Consider the following 20240-nt stretch of genomic DNA (forward strand, 5'->3'; position numbering starts at 1 on the left):
TAAAAGTAGTTTGATTGGCTTAAATAGTTAAATCGTTTTTGACTCGCCAATCCGAGTAAAAAACGTGAATTGACTACAGGCTATTTTGTTTAGTTTTCAAGGTTCGAATTAAATGGTGGGCCTGAGTGGACTTGAACCACCGACCTCACGCTTATCAGGCGTGCGCTCTAACCAGCTGAGCTACAGGCCCATTTAATGGAGCGGGTGATGGGAATCGAACCCACGACATCAGCTTGGAAGGCTGAGGTTTTACCACTAAACTACACCCGCATTTGATTTTTAAATCAAAACTATTAAAATGAAGCGCAATAAATATAATATACTTTATTGAATAAAATTTCAACCCTAAATTTTATGGAAATTATTAGAGTTGCTAACGCGCCCGAGAGGAGTCGAACCCCTAACCTTCTGATCCGTAGTCAGACGCTCTATCCAATTGAGCTACGGGCGCCAATGGCGACAAGTTATATCATATCAAATCCACGAAGGAAATGCAATAACTTATTAATCTAATTATGCGGCCGAGAGGATTTGAACCTCCACGGGGTTGCCCCCACTAGGCCCTCAACCTAGCGCGTCTGCCGTTCCGCCACGACCGCAAGTGGTGAGCCATGGAGGATTCGAACCTCCGACCCTCTGATTAAAAGTCAGATGCTCTACCGACTGAGCTAATGGCTCCTAATAATAAATCACCATAATATTGTAACTACCTTTATTTTTAAGCAATAAAAAAAGACGTTTTGATCGTCTTATTTAACAAGAACGAATCTTTTATTTTAAAAATAAATGGCTGGGCCAGCTGGATTCGAACCAGCGCATGACGGTACCAAAAACCGTTGCCTTACCGCTTGGCTATGGCCCAACATAATGGCGGTCCGGACGGGACTCGAACCCGCGACCTCCTGCGTGACAGGCAGGCATTCTAACCAACTGAACTACCGGACCTAACAACTGCTATTAAAATATTAAAAGTGACCCGTACGGGATTCGAACCCGTGTTACCGCCGTGAAAGGGCGGTGTCTTAACCACTTGACCAACGGGCCATTATTCAATGGCGGAGAAGGAGGGATTCGAACCCTCGCGCCGCTCACGCGACCTACTCCCTTAGCAGGGGAGCCCCTTCGGCCACTTGGGTACTTCTCCATGGCTCCAGCGGCAGGATTCGAACCTGCGACCGATCGGTTAACAGCCGATTGCTCTACCACTGAGCTACGCTGGAATATTAGATAAGTTTTTGGTGTCTGATTAACTAGCGACGTTAGATATCATACAACATCTTTAAAGGCCTGTCAATCAGTTATGAAAACTTTTATAAATTATTTTTGATTGTCCAAATGCATGAATTAATGACTGCGAAATAAAATTTATCATGAAATGAATGATTTAGTCAATAACTCTATTGAAATTTAATTAATTAATTTTAATTGCCCCTTACACTTTCCACATCTATAACGATTTAAATTAATCCTTCTTTTTCGTTTGTATGTCATATTGCAATTAACGCACTTATAGATAATATTTCGCTTTTCAGCTTCAGACGGGAGTACCTGACAAAACCGAGGTGCATTCACTTTTTGTAGTAATGCTCTAAAGTATTTACTTCGATGATGATAAGGGTGCCCTTCAACATGAGGATGATAATGACATAGCTCATGCTTAATGATGCCAAATAATTCTTCTTCGCCTAATTCAGTTAAATATTTAGGATTAATTTCTATTGTACGTTTAGATGGTATGTACCTTCCTCCAGTCGTTCGAAGCCTTTTATTAAAACAGGCATGTCCTACAAATGGTTTATCAAAATATTTTATAGAAGTATATTCGACTAACTTTTGAAGTTCCTGTTGTTCCACAATGGCTCCTCCTAGATTAAATAAAATGTATACCTAACGTGTAATAAAGTTTCTACACGTTAGGTATACGAATGGAATGATTTGCATGAGCAAATTCACTTTTCATGCATATACTAAATTAAAATATTACTAAAAAGGTGATTGCTATGCCTAAATGGTTTAAAAGACAGATGTTGAATGCATATGCTAATAAAGATGTTCGCCAAATTAGGCTATTAAATCAATGTTGGTTTTTCTACCACAGTAAAAATTTAGATGCAACACAGGAAAATTAACTTTGTACCATCGTTAAAGCAATTCTCTCTCTCTTTAAGTCCACTTCCTCAACCCATACTGTCACAATATCCCCAACGGATACAATATCTAATGGATTGTTGACAAATCGATTTGATAACTTTGAGATGTGAACAAGCCCATCCTGTTTTACGCCCACATCAACAAATGCACCGAAATCTACCACATTTCGAACGGTTCCTTGCAGTTCCATGCCTTGTTGTAAGTCATCCATAGACATAACATTTGTTTTTAATAATGGTTTAGGTAGTTCATCACGCGGGTCGCGATTTGGCTTTTTCAAGTCTGCGATAATATCGTCTAATGTTAATCTTCCAACATCTAAGTCATCAGAAAGCTTCTCTAGATCTTGTTGATTTAAACGATTGATTAATTCTTCAGTACCAATGTCTTCTGTCGATAAACCTAATTGTTCTAAAAGTTTCTTCGTTATATCGTAACTCTCTGGGTGGATAGATGTTCGGTCAAGTGGTTCTTCTCCCTCTAACACACGCAAAAATCCAATAGCTTGTTCATATGTTTTAGCACCTAATCTCGGCACTTTTTTAATTTGCTTTCTGTTTGTCAACTTTCCATTTTCATCACGGTATTTAACAATGTTGTTCGCAACTGTTTTGTTCAGGCCAGAAATGTATTGTAATAGTGAAGCAGATGCGGTATTGACGTTAACACCAACTTGGTTAACGGCCGTTTCAACCACAAACTGTAATGATTCACTTAATTTCTTTTGGCTAACATCGTGCTGATACTGACCGACGCCAATTGATTTTGGATCAATTTTAACTAATTCACTTAGAGGATCCTGGACACGTCTCGCGATTGAGACTGCACTACGTTCTTCAACCTGCAGATTAGGAAACTCTTCTCTTGCTAGTTTAGAAGCTGAATAAACACTTGCACCTGCTTCATTAACGATTAAATAGGCTACATCAAGATTGTGCTTTTGAATTAACTCTGCAATAAACTGTTCCGTTTCTCTTGATGCTGTTCCGTTTCCAATAGCAATTAGCTCAACAGGATAGTTGTTTAATAGTTGTAGCACCTTTTTTTCCGCCCCTGCTACATCTTTTCTAGGTGCAGTTGGGTAGATCACATCAACCTCTTTCATATGACCTGTCTCATCAATAACAGCTAGTTTACAGCCTGTTCGGTAGGCAGGGTCTACTCCAAGAATTGTTTTGCCTTTTAGCGGAGGTTGTAATAATAGCTGTCTTAAGTTCTTAGAGAAAATGTCTATGGCATGATCTTCAGCTTCTTCTGTTAATGACGATCTAATTTCACGTTCTATTGAAGGTTGAATCAGACGTTTATAACTATCGTCGGCGGCTTCTTTTAAAAATAAAGTTTCTTCGAGGTCTTGACGTTGTATGACCGATTTGTTTAAGTAGTCTAATATTTGATCTACTGGCGGTTCAATAATCACCTTTAAAACTTTCTCTTTTTCACCACGATTGACGGCTAATACACGGTGATGAGCCATCTTGCTTACAGGTTCGCTGTAATCATAATACATCTGATAAATTTGTTTTTCATCTTCAGCATTCTTTTTAATTTCAGTTTTAACTAACCCTTTTTTATATGTGACAGAGCGGATCTTCTCACGGTATGCAGCTTCATCTGAGATCCATTCTGCAATTATATCTTTTGCCCCTGAAAGTACGTCCTGAATGTCAGTTAAATCATGTTCCTCATTCAGATACTTTTGCGCTTCTTCTGACAAATTTAACCCTTGTTGTTTCCAAATGTCTAAAGCTAAAGGCTCTAACCCTTTTTCTTTAGCTATAGTAGCGCGTGTTCGCCTTTTTTGTTTATATGGGCGGTATAGATCTTCGACTCTTTGTAATTTTGTTGCATGTAGAATATTTTGTTTTAATTCATCGGTTAACTTACCTTGTTCATCAATTAAACGAATGACTTCATCTTTACGTGTTTGTAATTGTAATTGGTAATCGTACGTCTCTTTGATGGATTGAATCTCTGTTTCATCAAGCCCTTTTGTTTGTTCTTTTCTGTAACGGGCGATAAATGGAATCGTATTTCCTTCATCGATTAATTCGATCACTTTTGCAACAATTGAGTTTGTTTTGTTAACTTCATTGGCTACAAAGTGAATTAAATCTTTATGTATTTCTGACAAACGACTTCCTCCTCACTTAAATCATACGTCCTTATTGTACCAAACCAATTTAAAAAGCTCTAATACCTATTAATAATTATAGATATTAGAGCTTCACCCTTTATATCTCATGGCAATTAATGTTGTATCATCTTCCATGGATAATTTCTGTTGTAGTGTATACCATTCAATTGTCCTAGACATAGATTTATGCTTATAAAATTCATTTGTTAATTGTCTTTCATTAACACCATCTGAAAACATAAAAAACACTGCATTATGAGTTAATTCACCGCTATGCACTTTAGAATTAATCGGGATTCCGGAAAGATATCCTGATACAGGAATATTTCGTTTCTTCTTACCTTCTGTAACGATAATAATTCCAATGTTACCGAACGATACATAGGAATAAGTCTGTTGCTTATAATCAACTTTCAGCAGGCCAATGACACACCCGCGCAATTCATTATTAAAGAACACTTCGTTACATTTAGTTAATAAATCATCAAGAGAATCATGAGGATTTTCTTTAACTATATTAATTACCGCACTTGAAGATTTTCTAGCTAACTCACCACTTCCTAATCCATCAGCTAAAACGGCAATAAAAAAGTCGTCAAATTCTACATAATAGTAGCTGTCTCCAGAATAATAATTACCTTTTTTTGCTTTATCAAATGTGGCAATTTCCATTTGGTTGTGTTCTTCAATCAAAACAATGCCTCCATGTCTTCTTCTGAAATCGATTCTCTAAGCTTACGAAGTGCTCGGCGCTGTAATCTAGATACATGCATTTGTGATAAGCCAAGCTTTTCCCCAGTTTCTTTTTGGCTTAAGTTCTCAAAGAATGTGCATTGTAAGATACTTTGTTCTCGTTCATTTAATAAAGGCATTAATTTATCAATTAACATTTTGTAATCTGTTTGTTCAAAGCCATCATCTTGTTGTCCTACTAAATCCAAAATGGTAACTGTACTACCATCTGCGTCCGCTTCGATGCTTCGGTCAGCTGATAGCGCATTATAGCTTTGGCCCATTTCCATAGCTTCTAATACTTCTTCTTGTGATACGTCTAAATAATCCGCAATTTGTTCAACAGATGGAGAGTACTGATTTTCAGTTGTTAACTCTTCAACGGCTTTTTTAATCTTAGGGCCTAGCTCTTTAATCCTTCTAGGTACATGGACACTCCACGTTTTGTCGCGAATGTACCTTTTAATTTCACCGATGATCGTAGGAATAGCAAATGATTCAAATGATTTACCAAAAGAATCATCATAACGATTAACTGCAGCGATTAACCCTACCATACCCACTTGAACTAAATCTTCATGAATCGTGGAATTTTTAGAGTATTTTTTCGCTATTGAATGGACCAAGTTCTCATATTTTAAGACGATTTTTTCTTGAATTGCTTCATCACCTGGCTGTTCACGTAATTGATCAATTAGTGCATAAATTTCGTCTTCATTATTGTGTAGTTGAGATTTGGTCGTCATTTTGCCCCACCTCATTTTCCTGCAAATACTTAGTCATGACAACAATCACACCATGATTATTATTGATTTCGACTTTATCCATCAGGGCATCAATCAGGAAAAGACCAAAACCTCCTTCTTTCAAATTATCAATCGGCATACCTTGCTCATATGGTCCAATGTCTTCTTTAACTTTTTCTAAATCAAAACTATCGCCATAGTCTGCCACCATGACTTCTAACTTATCTTCATATAAAGCAAAGCCAATCGTTACTTCGCCTTGGTCATCTTCAAAATATGCGTGTTTTACAGCATTTGTAATCGCTTCTGATACTGCTACTTTCAAATCCTCAATTTCTTCATAAGAAAAACCCATTCGGTTCGCAACACCAGAAATTGTTAATCTTAATACCCCAACGTACTCTGACTTCGCAGGCAACTTCATTTCTACAAAATCAAATGGTTTAGTCATTACATACCACCTCTAATTGTGTTTTCAATCTTCATCACATCATTCAGGCCTGTAATATTAAAGAGGCGATATACATTTTCTTGTAAATTAACTAAAGTAAATGAGCTGTTAACCTCATTAGCTGTTTTTAATCCACTAATAAATACACCTAGGCCTGTACTATCCATATAGTTAACTTTTTCTAAATCGACTTGAACGTCTGCGTTTTCTTCTCTTAAAAGTCCTAATAATTTTTCTTTTAATTGCGGGGCAGTATAAGCATCGATTTCCCCCGCTAACTTAAGCACTGTGACTTGACCTTCTTTAAAGTCTTCAATGTGTAAGTTCATAATTAATCTCCCCCAATCGAATAAACTATACATTGTTTACCCGTCTATAATTATCTTAAACACAAATTAAGAATTTCTTTTTAAAACAATTAAAGTGAAGTCATCGCGAAGTTTAAAATCTTGAAGGCGTTCAAGGTATTTGTATACATGATCAACAATTTGTTGAGCTGGCAAATTTCTATGTTCTTTAATTACTTCAAGTACTTCCTCACGCTCAATGAACCTGTCACCATCTCTACATTCAGTTACCCCATCAGTTAATAAAACAATTAAATCATCTTCATTAATTTCATCAACATACTGATTGTATTTAACTTCCTTCTTAACACCTAAGAGTAACCCTTTAGCATCTATCTCTTCAAACTCACCTTGATCGGCACGGTAAATAAACCCGGGTTCATGACCAGCAGTTGCATAATAGAATTCATTACTATGAATGTCATACAATGCATAAAACATGGTCACAAACATACCTGATTCCACATTACGCTCCACTACACGGTTTAATAGTTCTAAAATGATCTTAGGGTACATTCTATTCTCAGGGAAACTTTCCATTGCGTATTTAATCATCGACATGAAAAACGCAGCAGGAATCCCTTTACCAATTACATCAGCAATCGCAACGCCGATATTACCTTCATCATCCTGAACAAAATGGTAATAGTCACCATTCATTAATTTAGCAGGTATTGAGGTAACCCCAATATCTAAACCATTAACCTTTGGTACCTTCGTGCTAAGTAATGTATTCTGCATGTTCGCAGCTACTTCAATCTCAGCTTTTAATTCTAACTGCTTCGCTCGTAAGTCATGATATTCTTTATAAGCTAATGCATAGCTTGTCATTGTTTGAATTAAAAACTCAAAAGAATCTTTAATATTCTCATCCAAATCAGGTGAGATGTCTAATAATGCTTTATAATGCTGTTCAATTATTTCATCTGGCGAAACATCTTGCTTAATTCCTTTACTTAATTGTTCAGCTTGATATAAAACTAATTCGTCTTTCGTTTCTAAATACTGCTTGAGCAAATCTTGATACTCTTTAATATCTATCTTTGCTGAGCTCAAGCCCATCACCTCTCTTATCTCAACCACTTAACAATTGTTACGGTCGTTCCATTTTCATCTGATACGATATCAAATTCATCCATCAGACGTTTAACGCCTGGCAAACCAGCACCTAACCCTCCAGAAGTTGAATATCCATCTTCCATTACTTTACTAAGGTTTTCTATTCCAGGACCTTGATCAGAGGCCGTAATTTTTATTCCAACTGGAGTGGAGCCTTGTACTTCTTCAAAAGAAACTTCACCACTGCCAGCATATAAGTAAATATTCCGCGCTAGCTCTGAAATAGCTGTCGCAATTCGTGCCTGGTCTACAGAGCCAAATCCTAAATCTCTAGCCAAATTGCGGCCATTTTGCCTAGCTCCTACAATGTCCCACTCTTTCTTAATTGGCACAGTCGTTAAGGCCCCTTTCATCACTTGTCCTCCAATTCTTGTTTCAGCTTAACCAATCCTTGTTCTAAATCTAAGGCTGTTTGGACATTTTGAAGATGGATACCTAAATCAATTAATGTCATAGAAACAGCTGGCTGAATTCCTGTAAATACAACTTTTGCTCCCATCAATTCTGCCATCGACACTACATCGCCGAGTACTTTAGCAATAAAAGAATCAATGATTTCGACTGAAGTCAAATCGACTACTACACCTGTAGCGCCTGTTTCGTGTATTTTTCCTAATAAATCTTCTTGAAATTGCATCGCCGTCTGGTCATCTAATTCAATTTGAACGGAAACTAATAAATAATCTTGTAATTTTAAAATTGGGATTCTCACTTAACTCACTCCTTTTCAATCGACTGGATAATATCATCAATTACTTTTTCGTCTTGTTCTCCAGTTGTCTCGATCTTGCGGTTTGTCATTTCAAGTGCTTTTTCAAAACCACGCTTTAAAGAGCTTTTTGTCGGGAATTTACTTAAGTCAATTCCAAGGTTAACGATCGTTTGGGCAATTTCGGGTCTGATTCCTACTAAGATACATGTTGCACCAATTAACCTTACCGCTTCTGCTGCTTGAATAATGTGATGCGCGACCATTGTATCTACAACAGGAACACCCGTAATATCTATTAATACAACATCTGCACGATGCTTAATCACACCGTCTAATAAATTCTCCATAATCAACTTGGCACGATCTGTATCAATCGTACCGACAAGCGGCATAATAGTTACTCCGTCTAATACAGGAATTAAAGGTGCAGATAATTCTTGTAAGGCCACTTTTTGAAGAGAAATGATACTTGTCCAATTTGAAGAATAAGCATCAATTAGTTTGTTCTTTATTGGATCAACCCAGTTGTTAACATCATCAACAATCTCTAAGAATTCATCTTGATTCTGAGTCTCAGATTGATTAATAAGTGTTCTGATGCAAACACTTCTAAAAGCCTGCATACCTTCTGTTAAATAACCTAATGGCCAACCTAAATTCACAATTCGTTCAGTAAATTGTTCGATAGAATCCTGTGAGTGGCCATCCTTTAACTTTGCAAAAATTAAGTTAACAAATTCACGGTTAACCTGCTCAATCATGTCGTCTGAAATTGTTGATTTATATTCTTTTAACTTACTATCTTCTAAACTATCCATCCATTTACGAATAATATCATCGCTATTTGCGAGCAGAATTTCTTGATATTCTGGGTTCATGTTTTTATCCCTCCAAAAAAACGTATATATATACAAATTTAACACTAATCGAAGATTTTCGCCATATTTTTCAGAAATAAGGCTTTTCTTGTTATTAGAATTTAATATAATTAGCTACACAACGAAAAGTTTATTTGGTAAGATGAAATGTTTTTATATTTTGGACCAACTAACTTAATTAATCCATTTACTTAGAAACATAAAAAACACCTAGCATTTTATATCACTAGGTGTTTATAAATCCATCAAACCTAAACTAATTTGTAAAGCTTCATCTACTTGTTTCATTAAATGTTCGTCTAATGATGTAATTTTGTCAGTTAATCGTTGTTTGTCGATCGTACGTATTTGTTCTAATAACACTACTGAGTCTCTTTCAAACTTATATTTCTTTGAATCAATCTCAACGTGTGTAGGCAGCTTGGCTTTTTGAATTTGAGCTGTAATCGCTGCTACGATCACTGTCGGACTGAACCTATTTCCTATATTATTTTGTATAATGAGAACTGGGCGAACACCGCCTTGTTCTGATCCGACCACTGGCGTCAAATCAGCATAATAGACGTCGCCACGTTTTACGTACAAATTAATTACACCCCACTCACTAAGCGCTCAAGAGTGGTTTCAGCCTCCTCTTCGGCTTCAAATGCTTCAGATGCAATCCCTAAGTTGATATTTTTCATTTCGACATAACCACGGCGCATCTTATCTTGAATCTTTCGTTTCTTTTCTTCCTGGACATAAGTGTTAATGGCTTGAAGTATTAAGGCTTCACGATCTAATTCATCATGATTTTCCACTAAGTCATCACACTCATTAATTAAAGACTCAGGTAGCTTTACGACGATTTCTTTCGAAGTTTCAGACATTCCTTACACCCCCAGGTTAATTCGCACAGCAAAATCTATTGTTTATCATAGCACTCTTCCCCATGTTTCGTAAAGAAAAAACAGAAAAAAAGTCGGTTATAAAAGAATTTTGAGTAAAAATTAATGAATACCTCAAAAAAGATTATCTATTTTTATAAAACCTTGGTATTCTTTCACCTAATATGCAGGGTATCTCATAGTTAATCGTCTCAAGATGTTTTGCAGCATCATCCATGGTGACTAAACTACCTTGATTTTCTCCTATTAAGGTCACAATTTCCCCTACATTATAAGGTTGGTCTAGTTTTACCATGCACTGATCCATACAAATTCTACCGACTATTGGGTACCTTTTACCGTCAATAAGTACTTGGAAGTTTTGAAGTTTACGAATCCATCCATCTCCATATCCTATTGGGATAGTACCAATCCACTCATCCTGACTTGCCCTATAAGTAGCTCCGTAACTTATAGCATCACCTTTGTGAATCTTTTTGACATGAATGAGCTTTGAATATAATGAAAATGCTGGTTTAAGATGTATAGGCTCTACTTCTTTTACATGTTCTGATGGGTAGAGTCCATATAGACTAATACCAAAACGCACACCATCAAACATATCGTCAGGAAACCTCATCGATGCAGCTGAATTGCCGATGTGAATAGTTAATGAGTCAGGAAGATATGACCTTACTTGTTTTAACCATTGCTTGAACGCTCCCATTTGTTGATAGTAATATTTAAGGTCTGGTTCATCAGCCGTTGCAAAATGAGTGAACACTCCCGTTATATTAACATGAGTTTGTTCACATGCCTCAATAACATCATATGCTTCTTCTACACTTCTTATACCTATACGCCCCATACCTGTGTCGACTTTAAGATGAACAGATAATGTTTGACCCTTTAAAAGTCTTGCAGCCTGCTCAATCCATTCTGTTTGAAAGACTGTTAGAACTATATCATGTTCAGCTGCTAACTTAGCATATTCAGGGCTCGTCCAACCCATCACAAGAATAGGAACATCTTTGAAATGCTCGCGTAAACGCAACGCTTCATCTAATACCGCTACCGCTAAAGTTGTTGCTCCTGCTTCAAGTGCAGCCTGTGCTACCTCTAGTTCACCATGTCCATAAGCGTTCGCTTTAACCACGGCGAACACTTCTTTATCTTTAATATGCTTTTTCATCTCAATGACATTATGTCGAACGGCATCAAGATCCACTTCGACCCAAGTATCTCGATGATATCCAGCTTTATCCATACTATAACCTCTTCTGTTTATATAATATTTATTGTCATTATTATCTTAATAACCGTTGAGTGCTGTCAATAAGATTAAAGCTGGAAAAGCCTTCATAAACAAAAAATTACCCATAATAGGAGCCTATTACGGGTAATGAACTGACCACAACACTCTTTAATTTATTTCATCGCTTGACCTTGAACAGATTTCGCAACCTCAACCATCTCTTCAACAGTTAATGAATCACTAGCTAACACAAATCTCATACCGTCTTGTTGCCACTCAAGGGAATTATTCGTTAAATGACCCACTGTAAAACCTAAGTTCACCATTTCTCCTTCTGCATAAACCGGAACATCAACAGAAGTCGGATGTGAATTAGTGTACATTTCTTGTACTAATTTAAAGTGCTTGTCACCGTCATAAGTTAGAATCGATCGCTCACCATTGTCAGTTGATACAACTTTCTCGTTCGTAAATTCTACCCCTCCAGGTAAGTTCGTTGGATAATAGACCGCCATTGATTGTTCTTCTAACTCAGCTACAGTTGGAACACTAACCGTTCCTTCTGCTAAGTTTTGTTCTGTATCGAATTCACCCTCTTTAATTTCTGGGTTGAATTCAAATTCCGTGAAGTCTACTTTTACCATCGTTTCATTTTGAGAGTTTAAAACTCTTACATGAGCTGGTTCATATGTCTTCTTATGGAAGTAGATCTTCTGATAAGGTAATTGCTGGTTACCTTTATAATTCGTTTTCACAGTAAATTCATAGAAGTTTTCGGTACTCTTGAATTCACGATCAGCGTCATTTGCTATATCTGACACTAACGATGTGAATAAATATGGCTGACTATGATGTTTTGGCCAATCGTTTTGGAACTTGTAACTTTTGTTGATGGAAGGAGTTAATACAAAAACACCTTCGTCATTTCTTAAGATTACTTGGTTCCCTTTTTCATCTAATTCATTTTGAAGTACAACTTTGTAATAATCATCTTTCTGATGCCAAACTTGTACATCAAACTGTTGTGGTTCTTCTCCTGTTTCAATCACCATGTCAGCAGTAGCTTTAAAACTTTGCATCTCTTCTGCTTTTTTGTTAAGCGAATCCACAACATCTTCGGCCGTATTCTCTCCGCATGCTGCCAGTAGCCCCACCATAAACAAGAGAGTAATGAAGAGCACTAGTTTCCTTTTCATTCAGACAACTCCTTCGCCTCATAATCGTTACTCATTCTTTAGGAACAAGCGATCTATTCGTGTTGCGGTGACAATGTGCACATTGGATCATTTGTTACCCCGCAATACACTATATGAGACGACTTGTCTTAATATGCAGACTAGCTATAAGAGAAATTTATTTTTCTATAATGACTTGAGCAATTGCATAATCTTTGCTATGAGAAAGTGAAATATGAGCATTTTCATCTAAGGTTCCACCTTTAAATATCCGCGGCCTTCCATACTGATCTGGTAAGATTTCAATAGATTGAAACGATACTTCACTGCCTATACCTGTTCCAATTGCCTTACTAAAAGCTTCTTTTGCAGCAAACCGTCCAGCTATGTATTCAACTTTACGCTTAATATGGTCAAATTTGTTAAGCTGCTCTTTCTCCCTTTCTGTTAAGATTCTATTAATAAACTTGTCATTTTTATTCATGAGGCGCTCAATTCTATGTAATTCCACTAGGTCAATACCAGTCCCTGTAATCATGATTTCATCTCGCTTTCAAGAAATATAATTGAATATTTTACAAATCATTAGTATCCTAAAGAAAAGTGCTCATAACCGTATTTAAACGCATACATAAATTTAAGAAAGAGGCGACGCCAATGTTTTTTGTTCGCACTGAAAGTTTTAAGCAGTTTCTAAGGTTTTACCCTGTTGTATCCGTTATTGTCGCCATTAACTTGATTTTATATCTTTTTACTCGGATTATAACTTTACCTATTTTTGTAGACTTATGGACTTTAATGGTTGGTTTTAATCTTTACATACAAATGGGTGAGTATTGGCGATTGTTAACCCCAATTTTTCTTCACGGTAGTGTAATGCATGTCCTATTTAACAGTTTTAGTACCGTTTTATTTGGCCCCGCATTAGAACGGATGCTTGGTAAATTCAAGTTTATTTTAGCATACTTATTAACAGGCGTTTTAGCGAATGTGGCTTACTACTTTCTAGGTGACCTTATGGGATCTCATGTAGGTGCTTCTGGTGCCATTTACGGTCTATTTGGATTATACGCTTATATGATTTTTGCTAGACGTGATTTAATTGATTCACAGAGTACTCAAATCGTTGTTGTGTTTGTCATTATCGGGTTCTTAACATCATTCGGACCTGGGATCAATTACATCGCTCATATCTTCGGATTTATTACTGGTGTTGCGTTAGGTCCAGTTTTAATCGATAAAATAAAAAATGGTTATTTTGATGGCTGGTAATGGGACTGAGTATTATTTTAAATGCAAACATATAATTCTATGTTACTGAGGTGTTAGCGGAATGGAGCAAAAACAAATCACACCATATATTGCTATAACAATCGGAGTACTCGCAGTCTCTACATCTGCCATATTTGTTAGATTAGCAGATGCTCCTTCTTCTATTGTTGCATTATATCGTTTACTATTTGCAAGTTTATTAATGGTCCCGTTAGTGTTACTAAAATATCGGCATGAGCTCGTAAAGGTTTCATCAAGGGACTTACTGTTATCTACAGCTTCTGGGGTTTTTCTAGCACTACATTTCATCCTATGGTTCGAGTCATTAAACCACACATCAGTGGCTAGTTCAGTCGTACTCGTAACGACTCAACCAATTTGGGCCTTTTTAGGTGGCTATCTATTTTTTAAAGAACGATTTACAAGTGGAGCCGTAATCAGTTTGTTCATTGCACTTGTTGGAAGTGTCATAATAAGCTGGGGGGATTTCCAAATTAGCGGCATGGCACTATTCGGTAACTTTCTAGCTTTACTCGGGGCCATTGCAGTTACAGGCTATTTTCTATTTGGACAAACTGTTAGAAAGCGTTTATCTTTAATTCCATATACATTCATTGTTTACGGAATCAGCTCACTTACACTTGTTATTTACAATTTAGTTATACAAGAATCGTTTACAGGGTATACATCAGATACATGGCTATATTTCTTAGCCCTTGCGATTATCCCAACTTTTTTTGGTCATACACTTTTCAATTGGGCGATCAAATGGGTTAATGCCTCCACGATTACCATGGGGATTTTATTCGAACCTGTCGGAGCATCCATCTTAGCCTTTTTCATTCTTGATGAGCTCGTGACTTGGTCTCAATTTTTAGGTGGCGTCATAGTCATATTCGGTCTAATTCTATTTATATTTAGTACTACAAAGAAAAAGAAAGTAAAAGTATTAGACAAGTAGCATAATAAATTAGTAAAAGTATAAAAAGAGGTGAGGTCATGGATTTTCAATTAGTAGTAGATGGTGGTGCTGATTTAACTCAAGAAACGATTGAACGATTTAACATTAAAGTAGTCCCACTCAACATTCATTTTGACGATACAGAATACAAAGCTGGTGAAGACTTAGATATTGACACTTTTTATAGGAAAATGTCTGAATCAGAAGAGTTACCGAAGACATCAGCGTCCAGTCCCAATGATTTTTATCATGCTTTTAAAGAAGTAGATCAAGATGTTCCAATTTTAATGCTGGCTCTTACGAAGAATCTAAGCGCAACATATCAGAATGCTGTTTTAGGAAAAGAGATGCTACTCGATGAAGAAACAGAACGTAAAATTGAAATCATTAATACAAAAACCGCTTCAAGTGGCATTGCACTCCTCGTCAATGAAGTGATTAAACTTAAGATGAATCAAGTTGATTTTCACGATATAGCTGAAAAAATAAAAGTTTATGCTGAAAAAACAACGACTCTCTTTTCATTAAAAACGGTAGAAAACTTAATTAAAGGTGGGCGGTTAGATCGGATGAGAGGTGCGATCGCCAAAACTCTTAATATCAAACTTTTAATGAAAGCATCTGATGAAGGTACTATTGAAGTGACAGAAAAAGTTCGTGGTGAGAAAAAAGCATTACGGCGTCTTGTAGAACAAATTGGTGAGTATTCTAAATCATTAGAAGGTAAAACGATTGCAATGTCACACAGTAATTGTGAAGAGAAAGCTAGAAAGGTTTTGGCCTCAATTCGCGAAAAATACAATCCAGATGAAGAAATTTTAGTCGAAATGGGTCCATTAATCGCAACCCACGCTGGTGAGGGTGGACTCGTCATCTCATTTTTAGAAGATTAATCACTGATATAAGACAAAAGAGCTGGCCAATTGATTACAGGTCAGCTCTTTTATATGTTCCATAATAATCTTCGTAATGAGGTGCTGGTGAAAAAATAGCTAAGATCATAGCTGTTATTGGAAGGATTAAGATTAATAATAGAATCTCTTGATATCCACCAAACCATGCAAAGAAATAACCAAATGGGATAGGCCCCAAAGCTGATCCTACTACCATCGTCGACTGAGCAATACTTTTAATACTTCCTAAATGAGTTCGCCCAAAGTAATTAGGCCATACAATACTAAGTACAATTCGCTCAAAACCATGAGCAAATCCCCAAATGACGCCATAAATAATGGCCCCCGTAGCACTAGAAACAAAATAAAGTGTTCCAATAGCAACTACGTGTATGGCAAACATCCCTGATAACAAATAATTTACTTTGACCTTATCTGCTAGATATCCAGAAATAAACGTCACTGGAAAACCGATAATTGCCATTAATGACAGTACAAATGCTGCAATTTCTAATGAAAATCCTTTTGTCTCAGCAATGGATACTAAATGAAAGGTAATGCCTGTATTGGTTAAAGCAGGAATGCTAACGCATATTAAAACTACCCAGAATGCCCTTGTTTTCATGGCCTCTTTTAATGTCCAGCTGATTTCTTGATCTTCATCTTCTTCAAGGTTTCTTGATGCTTCTTGCTGAATTTCAGTTCGTCGTTTAGTTTGTTTAATACGAATATATATGCCTAATAAGGCTACTGCACCTAATAATAAAATAATCCGAACAAGAGTTGACGGAAACCAATTAATGGTCGTATTCAAAGCTGATTGTATGGTCGGAATTAACGTTAAGCCTATGAGTACAATGATACTGACAATCGTAAAAAGTGGTGCTCTTGACGATTTCTTAACGCTTAAGTTTAATTTAGCACTTGTAGATTTACCATCTATAACTTCTCCTTTATCCGCTGGTTGATTACGTACAAATATTAGAACTAACGGAACGAAAATAACCAGTAACGCCACTCCCCAAACTACCCAAGTTGAACGCCATCCAACTTGCTGGACAAGAAAGGCATTTAACGGCGGAAATAATGCTGCACCAGCAAAACCTCCAATTGCCATAATGCTTAATGCACGCCCTCTTTTTCGCATAAACCATTGCGGAACCAAGGTGTTAGGCAATAATGTCATCGAACCTTGTCCAAAAAGTCGTAACATAAAAAAGCCTAAAAACATCATGACAGGCCCTGTGATCATCGCATTCCAAAAGGTCGCTAATGCTAAGGCAATACCGACAACGACCATCATTAAGCGCTGCCCGTATAAGTCCGTTAATTTTCCAATCGTAAAGAGTAAAAAACCTGCCATGAGCGTTGCTGCTGAGTATAAATTAGATATAAATGGCCTTGAGAATTCGAACTCCTCTTCATAAAGTTCTATAAACATTGATACAGCAAATGTTTGACCTGGACCAGAGAAAAACACTCCTATTGCTGAGATAATCACTATTACCCATCCGTAATAAAAAGGGGGGGTTGGTACTTTATTGTTCCTCATATGTAAAGCCTACTCTCTATTTCACAATGGTTTATATTTTAACATAAAAATAAGTCTTTCCAATATCGAATTGGAAAGACTTATAGTTTCATTCCTTTAACAAAATCATTAAGCGTTTTGACCATAGGGGCTATTTGTGATGCTGTCTTCATGAACTGATTAGTCGTTGCGATCACCTTATCTATATCGACTTCACCTTGATCGTCTTGAAAATATTCAACAAAAGGTGAAATGGTATTTTGTAAGTTGGCACCAAATTGTTCTTCATATTGATTTGGAACTTCATAATATAATGGTTGTGACTGATTCGTGAAGGGTTGTTGGTATGGATTCTGAATATGCTGGTTCGGATAATAGTAAGGTGGATAGTAATAATCATTAGGGAAATTTGGATTGTTAAATGTATTACTTTGATTCTGCCTCAAGGCAAACACCTCCTACCACATCTTATGACAGATGGGTTAAGATAAGTGTTTGTCTTTAATCTACAAACCTAATTCTTTTTTAATTCGATCGAGTTGAAGTCCTTGAATGTAGGTATCTTGAATAAATATCGTGGGTGTCGCAAAAATACCTTGATCTTGTAAATTTTTTAGATGTTCAGGGTTTTCTTTAACATCCTTTTCTACAAACTCAATCCCCCATGCATCAAGTTGATTTTTCAAAAGCTTAGATTTTTCGCATTGATCATGGCTATAAACAATAACGGACTCTTTATTCAATGTAGTTCACCTCATTCTAGATGTTACATAGAATTTTTACCCACATGAACCAGGAGATAAACATTAAATTTTTAACGATTTTTAATAGAATTCGCGTTTAGTCCTAGTTTCTTAACAAGCTCAATAGCTTGTACTTTTTCTTCATCTGTTAAACCACTCATAATTCGCTCAATCTGCTTCCAATGTTCAGGAAATATCTCATTTAATAAAACGCGTCCTTTGTCCGAAATCTGAGCGTAAGTCACTCGTCTATCATGCTCAGATTGGGTACGTACTAGATAACCCTTTTTCTCTAAGTTGTTTACGACGTAAGTAATCGAACCACTTGTTAACAATATACGTTCCCCTATTTTCTGTAGAGGCTGTTTCCCCCTGTGATATAGTAATTCTAACGTAGCAAACTCGGTTGGATTTAGTCCATAGCGCACCATATCATCTTGCGCTAAATCTAAAATAGTTCTTGTTGCTTTTGACAAAACCACAAATAACTTTAAAGAAGGATCTTCTCTTCGCTCTTCATAGAATTCATGTTCCATTCCCATCACCCTTCCTGTCTTATAAGCTCATTATAAGGATTAGAATTAGGCGCGTCAAAACAGTTTTCAAACAGGTTGAAATTTGTCATAATAGACTTGCTTTAAGGAGGAATAAACATGTTAGAAGATACCGGCGAACGCGTTATACCTAAATTCATGGACCCGCTAAATCCACTATTGCTCGAACATATAGCTCGTTATCAGTTTGCGCTTAATTATCTACATGGTAGGGTGCTGGATTTATCTTGCGGAGCGGGTTACGGTACACATATGATCGCGAAAAGATGTAAGAAAATGATTTCAGAAGTAATCGGCATCGACCTTGACCAAGATGTCATTGACTATGCTAAAGGAGAATATTATCATCCACAATCTAAATACTTGGTTGCTGATGCTACTTACTCCCATTTAAAAGAACAGTTGGGTACCTTTGACTGCATTGTTAGTTTCGAAACGATTGAACACATTGAAGACGAACAAGCTATTTTAAATAATTACTATCAATTATTAAAACCTGGCGGGACACTAATCGTATCTACTCCATTTGGTGAAGGTCGCGGCAAGCCATGCGGAAGCCCTTTCCATGTCCATCAGCTAACTGAAGAGGAGTTTAGACATTTATTTATAGATGTTTATGAACGAACAGAATTTTTCTATCAAAACGGTGTTGTAATAGAGCCCGTTCAGCGTGAAGGTGTTCACTACCCATTAGGTGTAGCTGTATGTAAAAAAGGAGAAGACTAAGGCTTATTCTTCTCCAACAAAATTTTCTCCAACGATGACGTCTAAGCTTTTAGGTAATATTTTAACCTCAACAGGTGTATTTAAGTAGACTTCCCCATCCATATCCACTTCTTTAGAGTTTTCAGTATTAATTTTTACTTCTTTTGCCGTCAGATGTTTAATTTGATGATTTTCACTTTTATCTCTTACATAAGATAATGAAAACCAGTCTCTGATCGTTTGTAAATTGGACTCCTTAATAATTAATACATCTAATAATTCATCCTTAATTGAAATTGAGGGTAACGGAAATTGATGAGTTCCAATAAAATAACCATTCATCACTAACACCATAACCGCTTCTTCCGTAAAAGTTTCACCGTCAATTGTTAATTCGAATGTTCTAGTTTCACTTTGCTGAAACTTTTGAATTGCACTAATGAAATAACTGATGCGACCTAATGCTTGTTTAAGCTGATCATCAATATTTTCTGATGTCTCCGTGATCAACCCAACACCTGAGAAGTTAATAAAATACTGTTCATTAATAGATGCGACGTCAATGGTCTGGTTAGACGATTGAATGATTGTCTGAGCTGCCTTCTTTAAGTTTTGTGGAATCATGAGTGTACGCGCGATATCATTACAAGTCCCACCTGGTAAAATCGCAAGTGTTGGTGGGTGACTCATGGTCATTAATTCATTTCCAACAGCATGAACAGTGCCATCTCCACCATACGCAATGATTAAATCTACATCCTCATGACATACCTGTTGTAATTCATCAATCGATTCTGTTTGATATATACTTAATTTTTTTATATGAGAGCTTAAAATCGGAATAACTTGCTGCATTAATTTACTTTTCTCATCATCAGGTTTCTCTTCATTAAGAATTAGAACTGCTCGTTCAAACTTCATCGTCTCACCCCATTTTTAATAGTTTTCCTCATTTAGACCCACTTCAAACCAGATTAGAATGGTTTTGGCTATATATGAATATGGGTATAGT

25 protein-coding genes and 10 tRNA genes are annotated in these 20240 nt (G+C 36.5%); 5 read left to right on the forward strand and 30 right to left on the reverse strand.

What is annotated here, in order from left to right; translation table 11 throughout:
- Positions 1–113 precede the first annotated feature (113 nt).
- From ACFSW4_RS12770 to ACFSW4_RS12820, 11 genes are all read right to left on the reverse strand, one after another.
- Positions 114–190 (reverse strand) — tRNA-Ile (locus ACFSW4_RS12770).
- Positions 191–196: 6 nt separating this feature from the next.
- A tRNA-Gly gene (locus tag ACFSW4_RS12775) sits at positions 197–270 on the reverse strand.
- 107 nt (positions 271–377) lie between these two features.
- A tRNA-Arg gene (locus ACFSW4_RS12780) sits at positions 378–451 on the reverse strand.
- A gap of 65 nt (positions 452–516) precedes the next feature.
- A tRNA-Leu gene (locus tag ACFSW4_RS12785) sits at positions 517–599 on the reverse strand.
- A gap of 3 nt (positions 600–602) precedes the next feature.
- Positions 603–678: transfer RNA gene (locus ACFSW4_RS12790), tRNA-Lys, on the reverse strand.
- A gap of 109 nt (positions 679–787) precedes the next feature.
- A tRNA-Gln gene (locus ACFSW4_RS12795) sits at positions 788–862 on the reverse strand.
- Between the two features lie 6 nt (positions 863–868).
- Positions 869–945, reverse strand: a tRNA-Asp gene (locus ACFSW4_RS12800).
- 27 nt (positions 946–972) lie between these two features.
- Positions 973–1044, reverse strand: a tRNA-Glu gene (locus ACFSW4_RS12805).
- 9 nt (positions 1045–1053) lie between these two features.
- Positions 1054–1144 (reverse strand) — tRNA-Ser (locus tag ACFSW4_RS12810).
- Between the two features lies 1 nt (position 1145).
- A tRNA-Asn gene (locus ACFSW4_RS12815) sits at positions 1146–1220 on the reverse strand.
- A gap of 187 nt (positions 1221–1407) precedes the next feature.
- Complete coding sequence (locus tag ACFSW4_RS12820) at positions 1408–1854, reverse strand: SprT family protein (protein WP_377329739.1); 447 nt, start codon at positions 1852–1854, stop codon at positions 1408–1410.
- A 146-nt stretch (positions 1855–2000) separates the two neighbouring features.
- Here ACFSW4_RS12820 and cmpA point away from each other — a divergent pair, with 146 nt between their 5' ends.
- Positions 2001–2129 carry a cortex morphogenetic protein CmpA gene (gene cmpA / locus ACFSW4_RS12825; protein ID WP_279401955.1) on the forward strand — a complete coding sequence of 43 codons (129 nt, stop codon included), beginning with the start codon at positions 2001–2003 and terminating at the stop codon, positions 2127–2129.
- On the opposite strand, the gene ACFSW4_RS12830 is transcribed toward cmpA, so the two are convergent.
- The 14 genes from ACFSW4_RS12830 to acpS all read right to left on the reverse strand — a co-directional run bounded on the left by ACFSW4_RS12830 (position 2126) and on the right by acpS (position 13107).
- On the reverse strand, positions 2126–4285 hold the full coding sequence (locus tag ACFSW4_RS12830) for a Tex family protein (RefSeq protein ID WP_377329741.1): 2160 nt from the start codon (positions 4283–4285) through the stop codon (positions 2126–2128). The genes cmpA and ACFSW4_RS12830 overlap by 4 nt on opposite strands.
- Before the next feature lie 93 nt (positions 4286–4378).
- The gene (locus ACFSW4_RS12835) at positions 4379–4981 is read right to left on the reverse strand and encodes a SpoIIE family protein phosphatase (protein ID WP_377329743.1); all 603 of its coding nucleotides are present in this window, start codon (positions 4979–4981) and stop codon (positions 4379–4381) included.
- Complete coding sequence (gene sigB / locus ACFSW4_RS12840) at positions 4978–5766, reverse strand: RNA polymerase sigma factor SigB (RefSeq protein WP_377329745.1); 789 nt, start codon at positions 5764–5766, stop codon at positions 4978–4980. The genes ACFSW4_RS12835 and sigB overlap by 4 nt, the downstream gene beginning before the upstream one ends.
- On the reverse strand, positions 5738–6217 hold the full coding sequence (rsbW, locus tag ACFSW4_RS12845) for an anti-sigma B factor RsbW (protein WP_054754802.1): 480 nt from the start codon (positions 6215–6217) through the stop codon (positions 5738–5740). The genes sigB and rsbW overlap by 29 nt, the downstream gene beginning before the upstream one ends.
- Entirely contained in the window at positions 6217–6546 is a 330-nt protein-coding gene (locus ACFSW4_RS12850; RefSeq protein ID WP_054754803.1) for an STAS domain-containing protein, read from the reverse strand. The genes rsbW and ACFSW4_RS12850 overlap by 1 nt, the downstream gene beginning before the upstream one ends.
- Positions 6547–6612: 66 nt before the next feature.
- Complete coding sequence (locus ACFSW4_RS12855) at positions 6613–7626, reverse strand: PP2C family protein-serine/threonine phosphatase (RefSeq protein WP_369405090.1); 1014 nt, start codon at positions 7624–7626, stop codon at positions 6613–6615.
- Between the two features lie 8 nt (positions 7627–7634).
- Positions 7635–8036 (reverse strand): anti-sigma regulatory factor, encoded by a 402-nt coding sequence (locus tag ACFSW4_RS12860; RefSeq protein ID WP_377329747.1) that lies wholly within the window; start codon positions 8034–8036, stop codon positions 7635–7637.
- Positions 8036–8395 carry an STAS domain-containing protein gene (locus ACFSW4_RS12865; protein ID WP_054754805.1) on the reverse strand — a complete coding sequence of 120 codons (360 nt, stop codon included), beginning with the start codon at positions 8393–8395 and terminating at the stop codon, positions 8036–8038. The genes ACFSW4_RS12860 and ACFSW4_RS12865 overlap by 1 nt, the downstream gene beginning before the upstream one ends.
- Before the next feature lie 5 nt (positions 8396–8400).
- Positions 8401–9273, reverse strand: a complete 873-nt coding sequence (locus ACFSW4_RS12870) for an RsbT co-antagonist protein RsbRA (RefSeq protein ID WP_377329749.1) — start codon at positions 9271–9273, stop codon at positions 8401–8403.
- Positions 9274–9507: 234 nt separating this feature from the next.
- Entirely contained in the window at positions 9508–9858 is a 351-nt protein-coding gene (locus ACFSW4_RS12875; RefSeq protein ID WP_054754806.1) for a type II toxin-antitoxin system PemK/MazF family toxin, read from the reverse strand.
- 5 nt (positions 9859–9863) lie between these two features.
- A complete protein-coding gene (locus ACFSW4_RS12880) occupies positions 9864–10142 on the reverse strand; it encodes an antitoxin (protein ID WP_377329750.1) in 279 nt (92 codons plus the stop codon).
- Between the two features lie 142 nt (positions 10143–10284).
- Positions 10285–11406 (reverse strand): alanine racemase, encoded by a 1122-nt coding sequence (gene alr / locus ACFSW4_RS12885; protein WP_054754808.1) that lies wholly within the window; start codon positions 11404–11406, stop codon positions 10285–10287.
- A gap of 161 nt (positions 11407–11567) precedes the next feature.
- The gene (locus tag ACFSW4_RS12890; RefSeq protein WP_054754809.1) at positions 11568–12590 is read right to left on the reverse strand and encodes a LolA family protein; all 1023 of its coding nucleotides are present in this window, start codon (positions 12588–12590) and stop codon (positions 11568–11570) included.
- Positions 12591–12747: 157 nt separating this feature from the next.
- Positions 12748–13107 carry a holo-ACP synthase gene (gene acpS / locus ACFSW4_RS12895; protein ID WP_054754810.1) on the reverse strand — a complete coding sequence of 120 codons (360 nt, stop codon included), beginning with the start codon at positions 13105–13107 and terminating at the stop codon, positions 12748–12750.
- A gap of 119 nt (positions 13108–13226) precedes the next feature.
- Between acpS and ACFSW4_RS12900 the strand changes: the two genes are divergently transcribed.
- The 3 genes from ACFSW4_RS12900 to ACFSW4_RS12910 all read left to right on the forward strand — a co-directional run bounded on the left by ACFSW4_RS12900 (position 13227) and on the right by ACFSW4_RS12910 (position 15695).
- Positions 13227–13841 carry a rhomboid family intramembrane serine protease gene (locus tag ACFSW4_RS12900; RefSeq protein ID WP_377329752.1) on the forward strand — a complete coding sequence of 205 codons (615 nt, stop codon included), beginning with the start codon at positions 13227–13229 and terminating at the stop codon, positions 13839–13841.
- Between the two features lie 61 nt (positions 13842–13902).
- On the forward strand, positions 13903–14802 hold the full coding sequence (locus ACFSW4_RS12905; protein ID WP_377329754.1) for a DMT family transporter: 900 nt from the start codon (positions 13903–13905) through the stop codon (positions 14800–14802).
- Positions 14803–14840: 38 nt separating this feature from the next.
- Positions 14841–15695 (forward strand): DegV family protein, encoded by an 855-nt coding sequence (locus ACFSW4_RS12910; protein WP_377329756.1) that lies wholly within the window; start codon positions 14841–14843, stop codon positions 15693–15695.
- Between the two features lie 34 nt (positions 15696–15729).
- Here ACFSW4_RS12910 and ACFSW4_RS12915 read toward each other — a convergent pair whose 3' ends face one another.
- The 4 genes from ACFSW4_RS12915 to ACFSW4_RS12930 all read right to left on the reverse strand — a co-directional run bounded on the left by ACFSW4_RS12915 (position 15730) and on the right by ACFSW4_RS12930 (position 18511).
- A complete protein-coding gene (locus tag ACFSW4_RS12915) occupies positions 15730–17247 on the reverse strand; it encodes an MFS transporter (protein WP_377329758.1) in 1518 nt (505 codons plus the stop codon).
- A gap of 80 nt (positions 17248–17327) precedes the next feature.
- Positions 17328–17672 carry a YppG family protein gene (locus ACFSW4_RS12920; protein ID WP_377329760.1) on the reverse strand — a complete coding sequence of 115 codons (345 nt, stop codon included), beginning with the start codon at positions 17670–17672 and terminating at the stop codon, positions 17328–17330.
- 60 nt (positions 17673–17732) lie between these two features.
- A complete protein-coding gene (locus tag ACFSW4_RS12925; RefSeq protein WP_377329762.1) occupies positions 17733–17969 on the reverse strand; it encodes a glutaredoxin family protein in 237 nt (78 codons plus the stop codon).
- A 71-nt stretch (positions 17970–18040) separates the two neighbouring features.
- A complete protein-coding gene (locus tag ACFSW4_RS12930; protein WP_377329764.1) occupies positions 18041–18511 on the reverse strand; it encodes a MarR family winged helix-turn-helix transcriptional regulator in 471 nt (156 codons plus the stop codon).
- A 111-nt stretch (positions 18512–18622) separates the two neighbouring features.
- Here ACFSW4_RS12930 and ACFSW4_RS12935 point away from each other — a divergent pair, with 111 nt between their 5' ends.
- Entirely contained in the window at positions 18623–19249 is a 627-nt protein-coding gene (locus tag ACFSW4_RS12935; RefSeq protein WP_377329766.1) for a class I SAM-dependent methyltransferase, read from the forward strand.
- Between the two features lie 3 nt (positions 19250–19252).
- On the opposite strand, the gene ACFSW4_RS12940 is transcribed toward ACFSW4_RS12935, so the two are convergent.
- The gene (locus tag ACFSW4_RS12940) at positions 19253–20149 is read right to left on the reverse strand and encodes a diacylglycerol/lipid kinase family protein (RefSeq protein WP_377329768.1); all 897 of its coding nucleotides are present in this window, start codon (positions 20147–20149) and stop codon (positions 19253–19255) included.
- Positions 20150–20240 lie beyond the last annotated feature (91 nt).

Source organism: Piscibacillus salipiscarius (assembly GCF_042685285.1).
Lineage (GTDB): Bacteria > Bacillota > Bacilli > Bacillales > Alkalibacillaceae > Piscibacillus > Piscibacillus salipiscarius.

Bases quoted from the DNA above. Each gene is read 5' to 3' on its own strand.
- ACFSW4_RS12850 (WP_054754803.1), bottom strand. From the start codon at position 6,546: ATGAACTTACACATTGAAGACTTTAAAGAAGGTCAAGTCACAGTGCTT.
- ACFSW4_RS12870 (WP_377329749.1), bottom strand. From the start codon at position 9,273: ATGAACCCAGAATATCAAGAAATTCTGCTCGCAAATAGCGATGATATT.
- ACFSW4_RS12900 (WP_377329752.1), top strand. From the start codon at position 13,227: ATGTTTTTTGTTCGCACTGAAAGTTTTAAGCAGTTTCTAAGGTTTTAC.
- ACFSW4_RS12940 (WP_377329768.1), bottom strand. From the start codon at position 20,149: ATGAAGTTTGAACGAGCAGTTCTAATTCTTAATGAAGAGAAACCTGAT.
- ACFSW4_RS12890 (WP_054754809.1), bottom strand. From the start codon at position 12,590: ATGAAAAGGAAACTAGTGCTCTTCATTACTCTCTTGTTTATGGTGGGG.
- ACFSW4_RS12930 (WP_377329764.1), bottom strand. From the start codon at position 18,511: ATGGGAATGGAACATGAATTCTATGAAGAGCGAAGAGAAGATCCTTCT.
- ACFSW4_RS12880 (WP_377329750.1), bottom strand. From the start codon at position 10,142: ATGTCTGAAACTTCGAAAGAAATCGTCGTAAAGCTACCTGAGTCTTTA.
- ACFSW4_RS12855 (WP_369405090.1), bottom strand. From the start codon at position 7,626: ATGGGCTTGAGCTCAGCAAAGATAGATATTAAAGAGTATCAAGATTTG.
- rsbW (WP_054754802.1), bottom strand. From the start codon at position 6,217: ATGACTAAACCATTTGATTTTGTAGAAATGAAGTTGCCTGCGAAGTCA.
- ACFSW4_RS12935 (WP_377329766.1), top strand. From the start codon at position 18,623: ATGTTAGAAGATACCGGCGAACGCGTTATACCTAAATTCATGGACCCG.
- ACFSW4_RS12905 (WP_377329754.1), top strand. From the start codon at position 13,903: ATGGAGCAAAAACAAATCACACCATATATTGCTATAACAATCGGAGTA.
- alr (WP_054754808.1), bottom strand. From the start codon at position 11,406: ATGGATAAAGCTGGATATCATCGAGATACTTGGGTCGAAGTGGATCTT.
- sigB (WP_377329745.1), bottom strand. From the start codon at position 5,766: ATGACGACCAAATCTCAACTACACAATAATGAAGACGAAATTTATGCA.
- ACFSW4_RS12915 (WP_377329758.1), bottom strand. From the start codon at position 17,247: ATGAGGAACAATAAAGTACCAACCCCCCCTTTTTATTACGGATGGGTA.
- acpS (WP_054754810.1), bottom strand. From the start codon at position 13,107: ATGATTACAGGGACTGGTATTGACCTAGTGGAATTACATAGAATTGAG.
- cmpA (WP_279401955.1), top strand. From the start codon at position 2,001: ATGCCTAAATGGTTTAAAAGACAGATGTTGAATGCATATGCTAATAAA.
- ACFSW4_RS12860 (WP_377329747.1), bottom strand. From the start codon at position 8,036: ATGAAAGGGGCCTTAACGACTGTGCCAATTAAGAAAGAGTGGGACATT.
- ACFSW4_RS12910 (WP_377329756.1), top strand. From the start codon at position 14,841: ATGGATTTTCAATTAGTAGTAGATGGTGGTGCTGATTTAACTCAAGAA.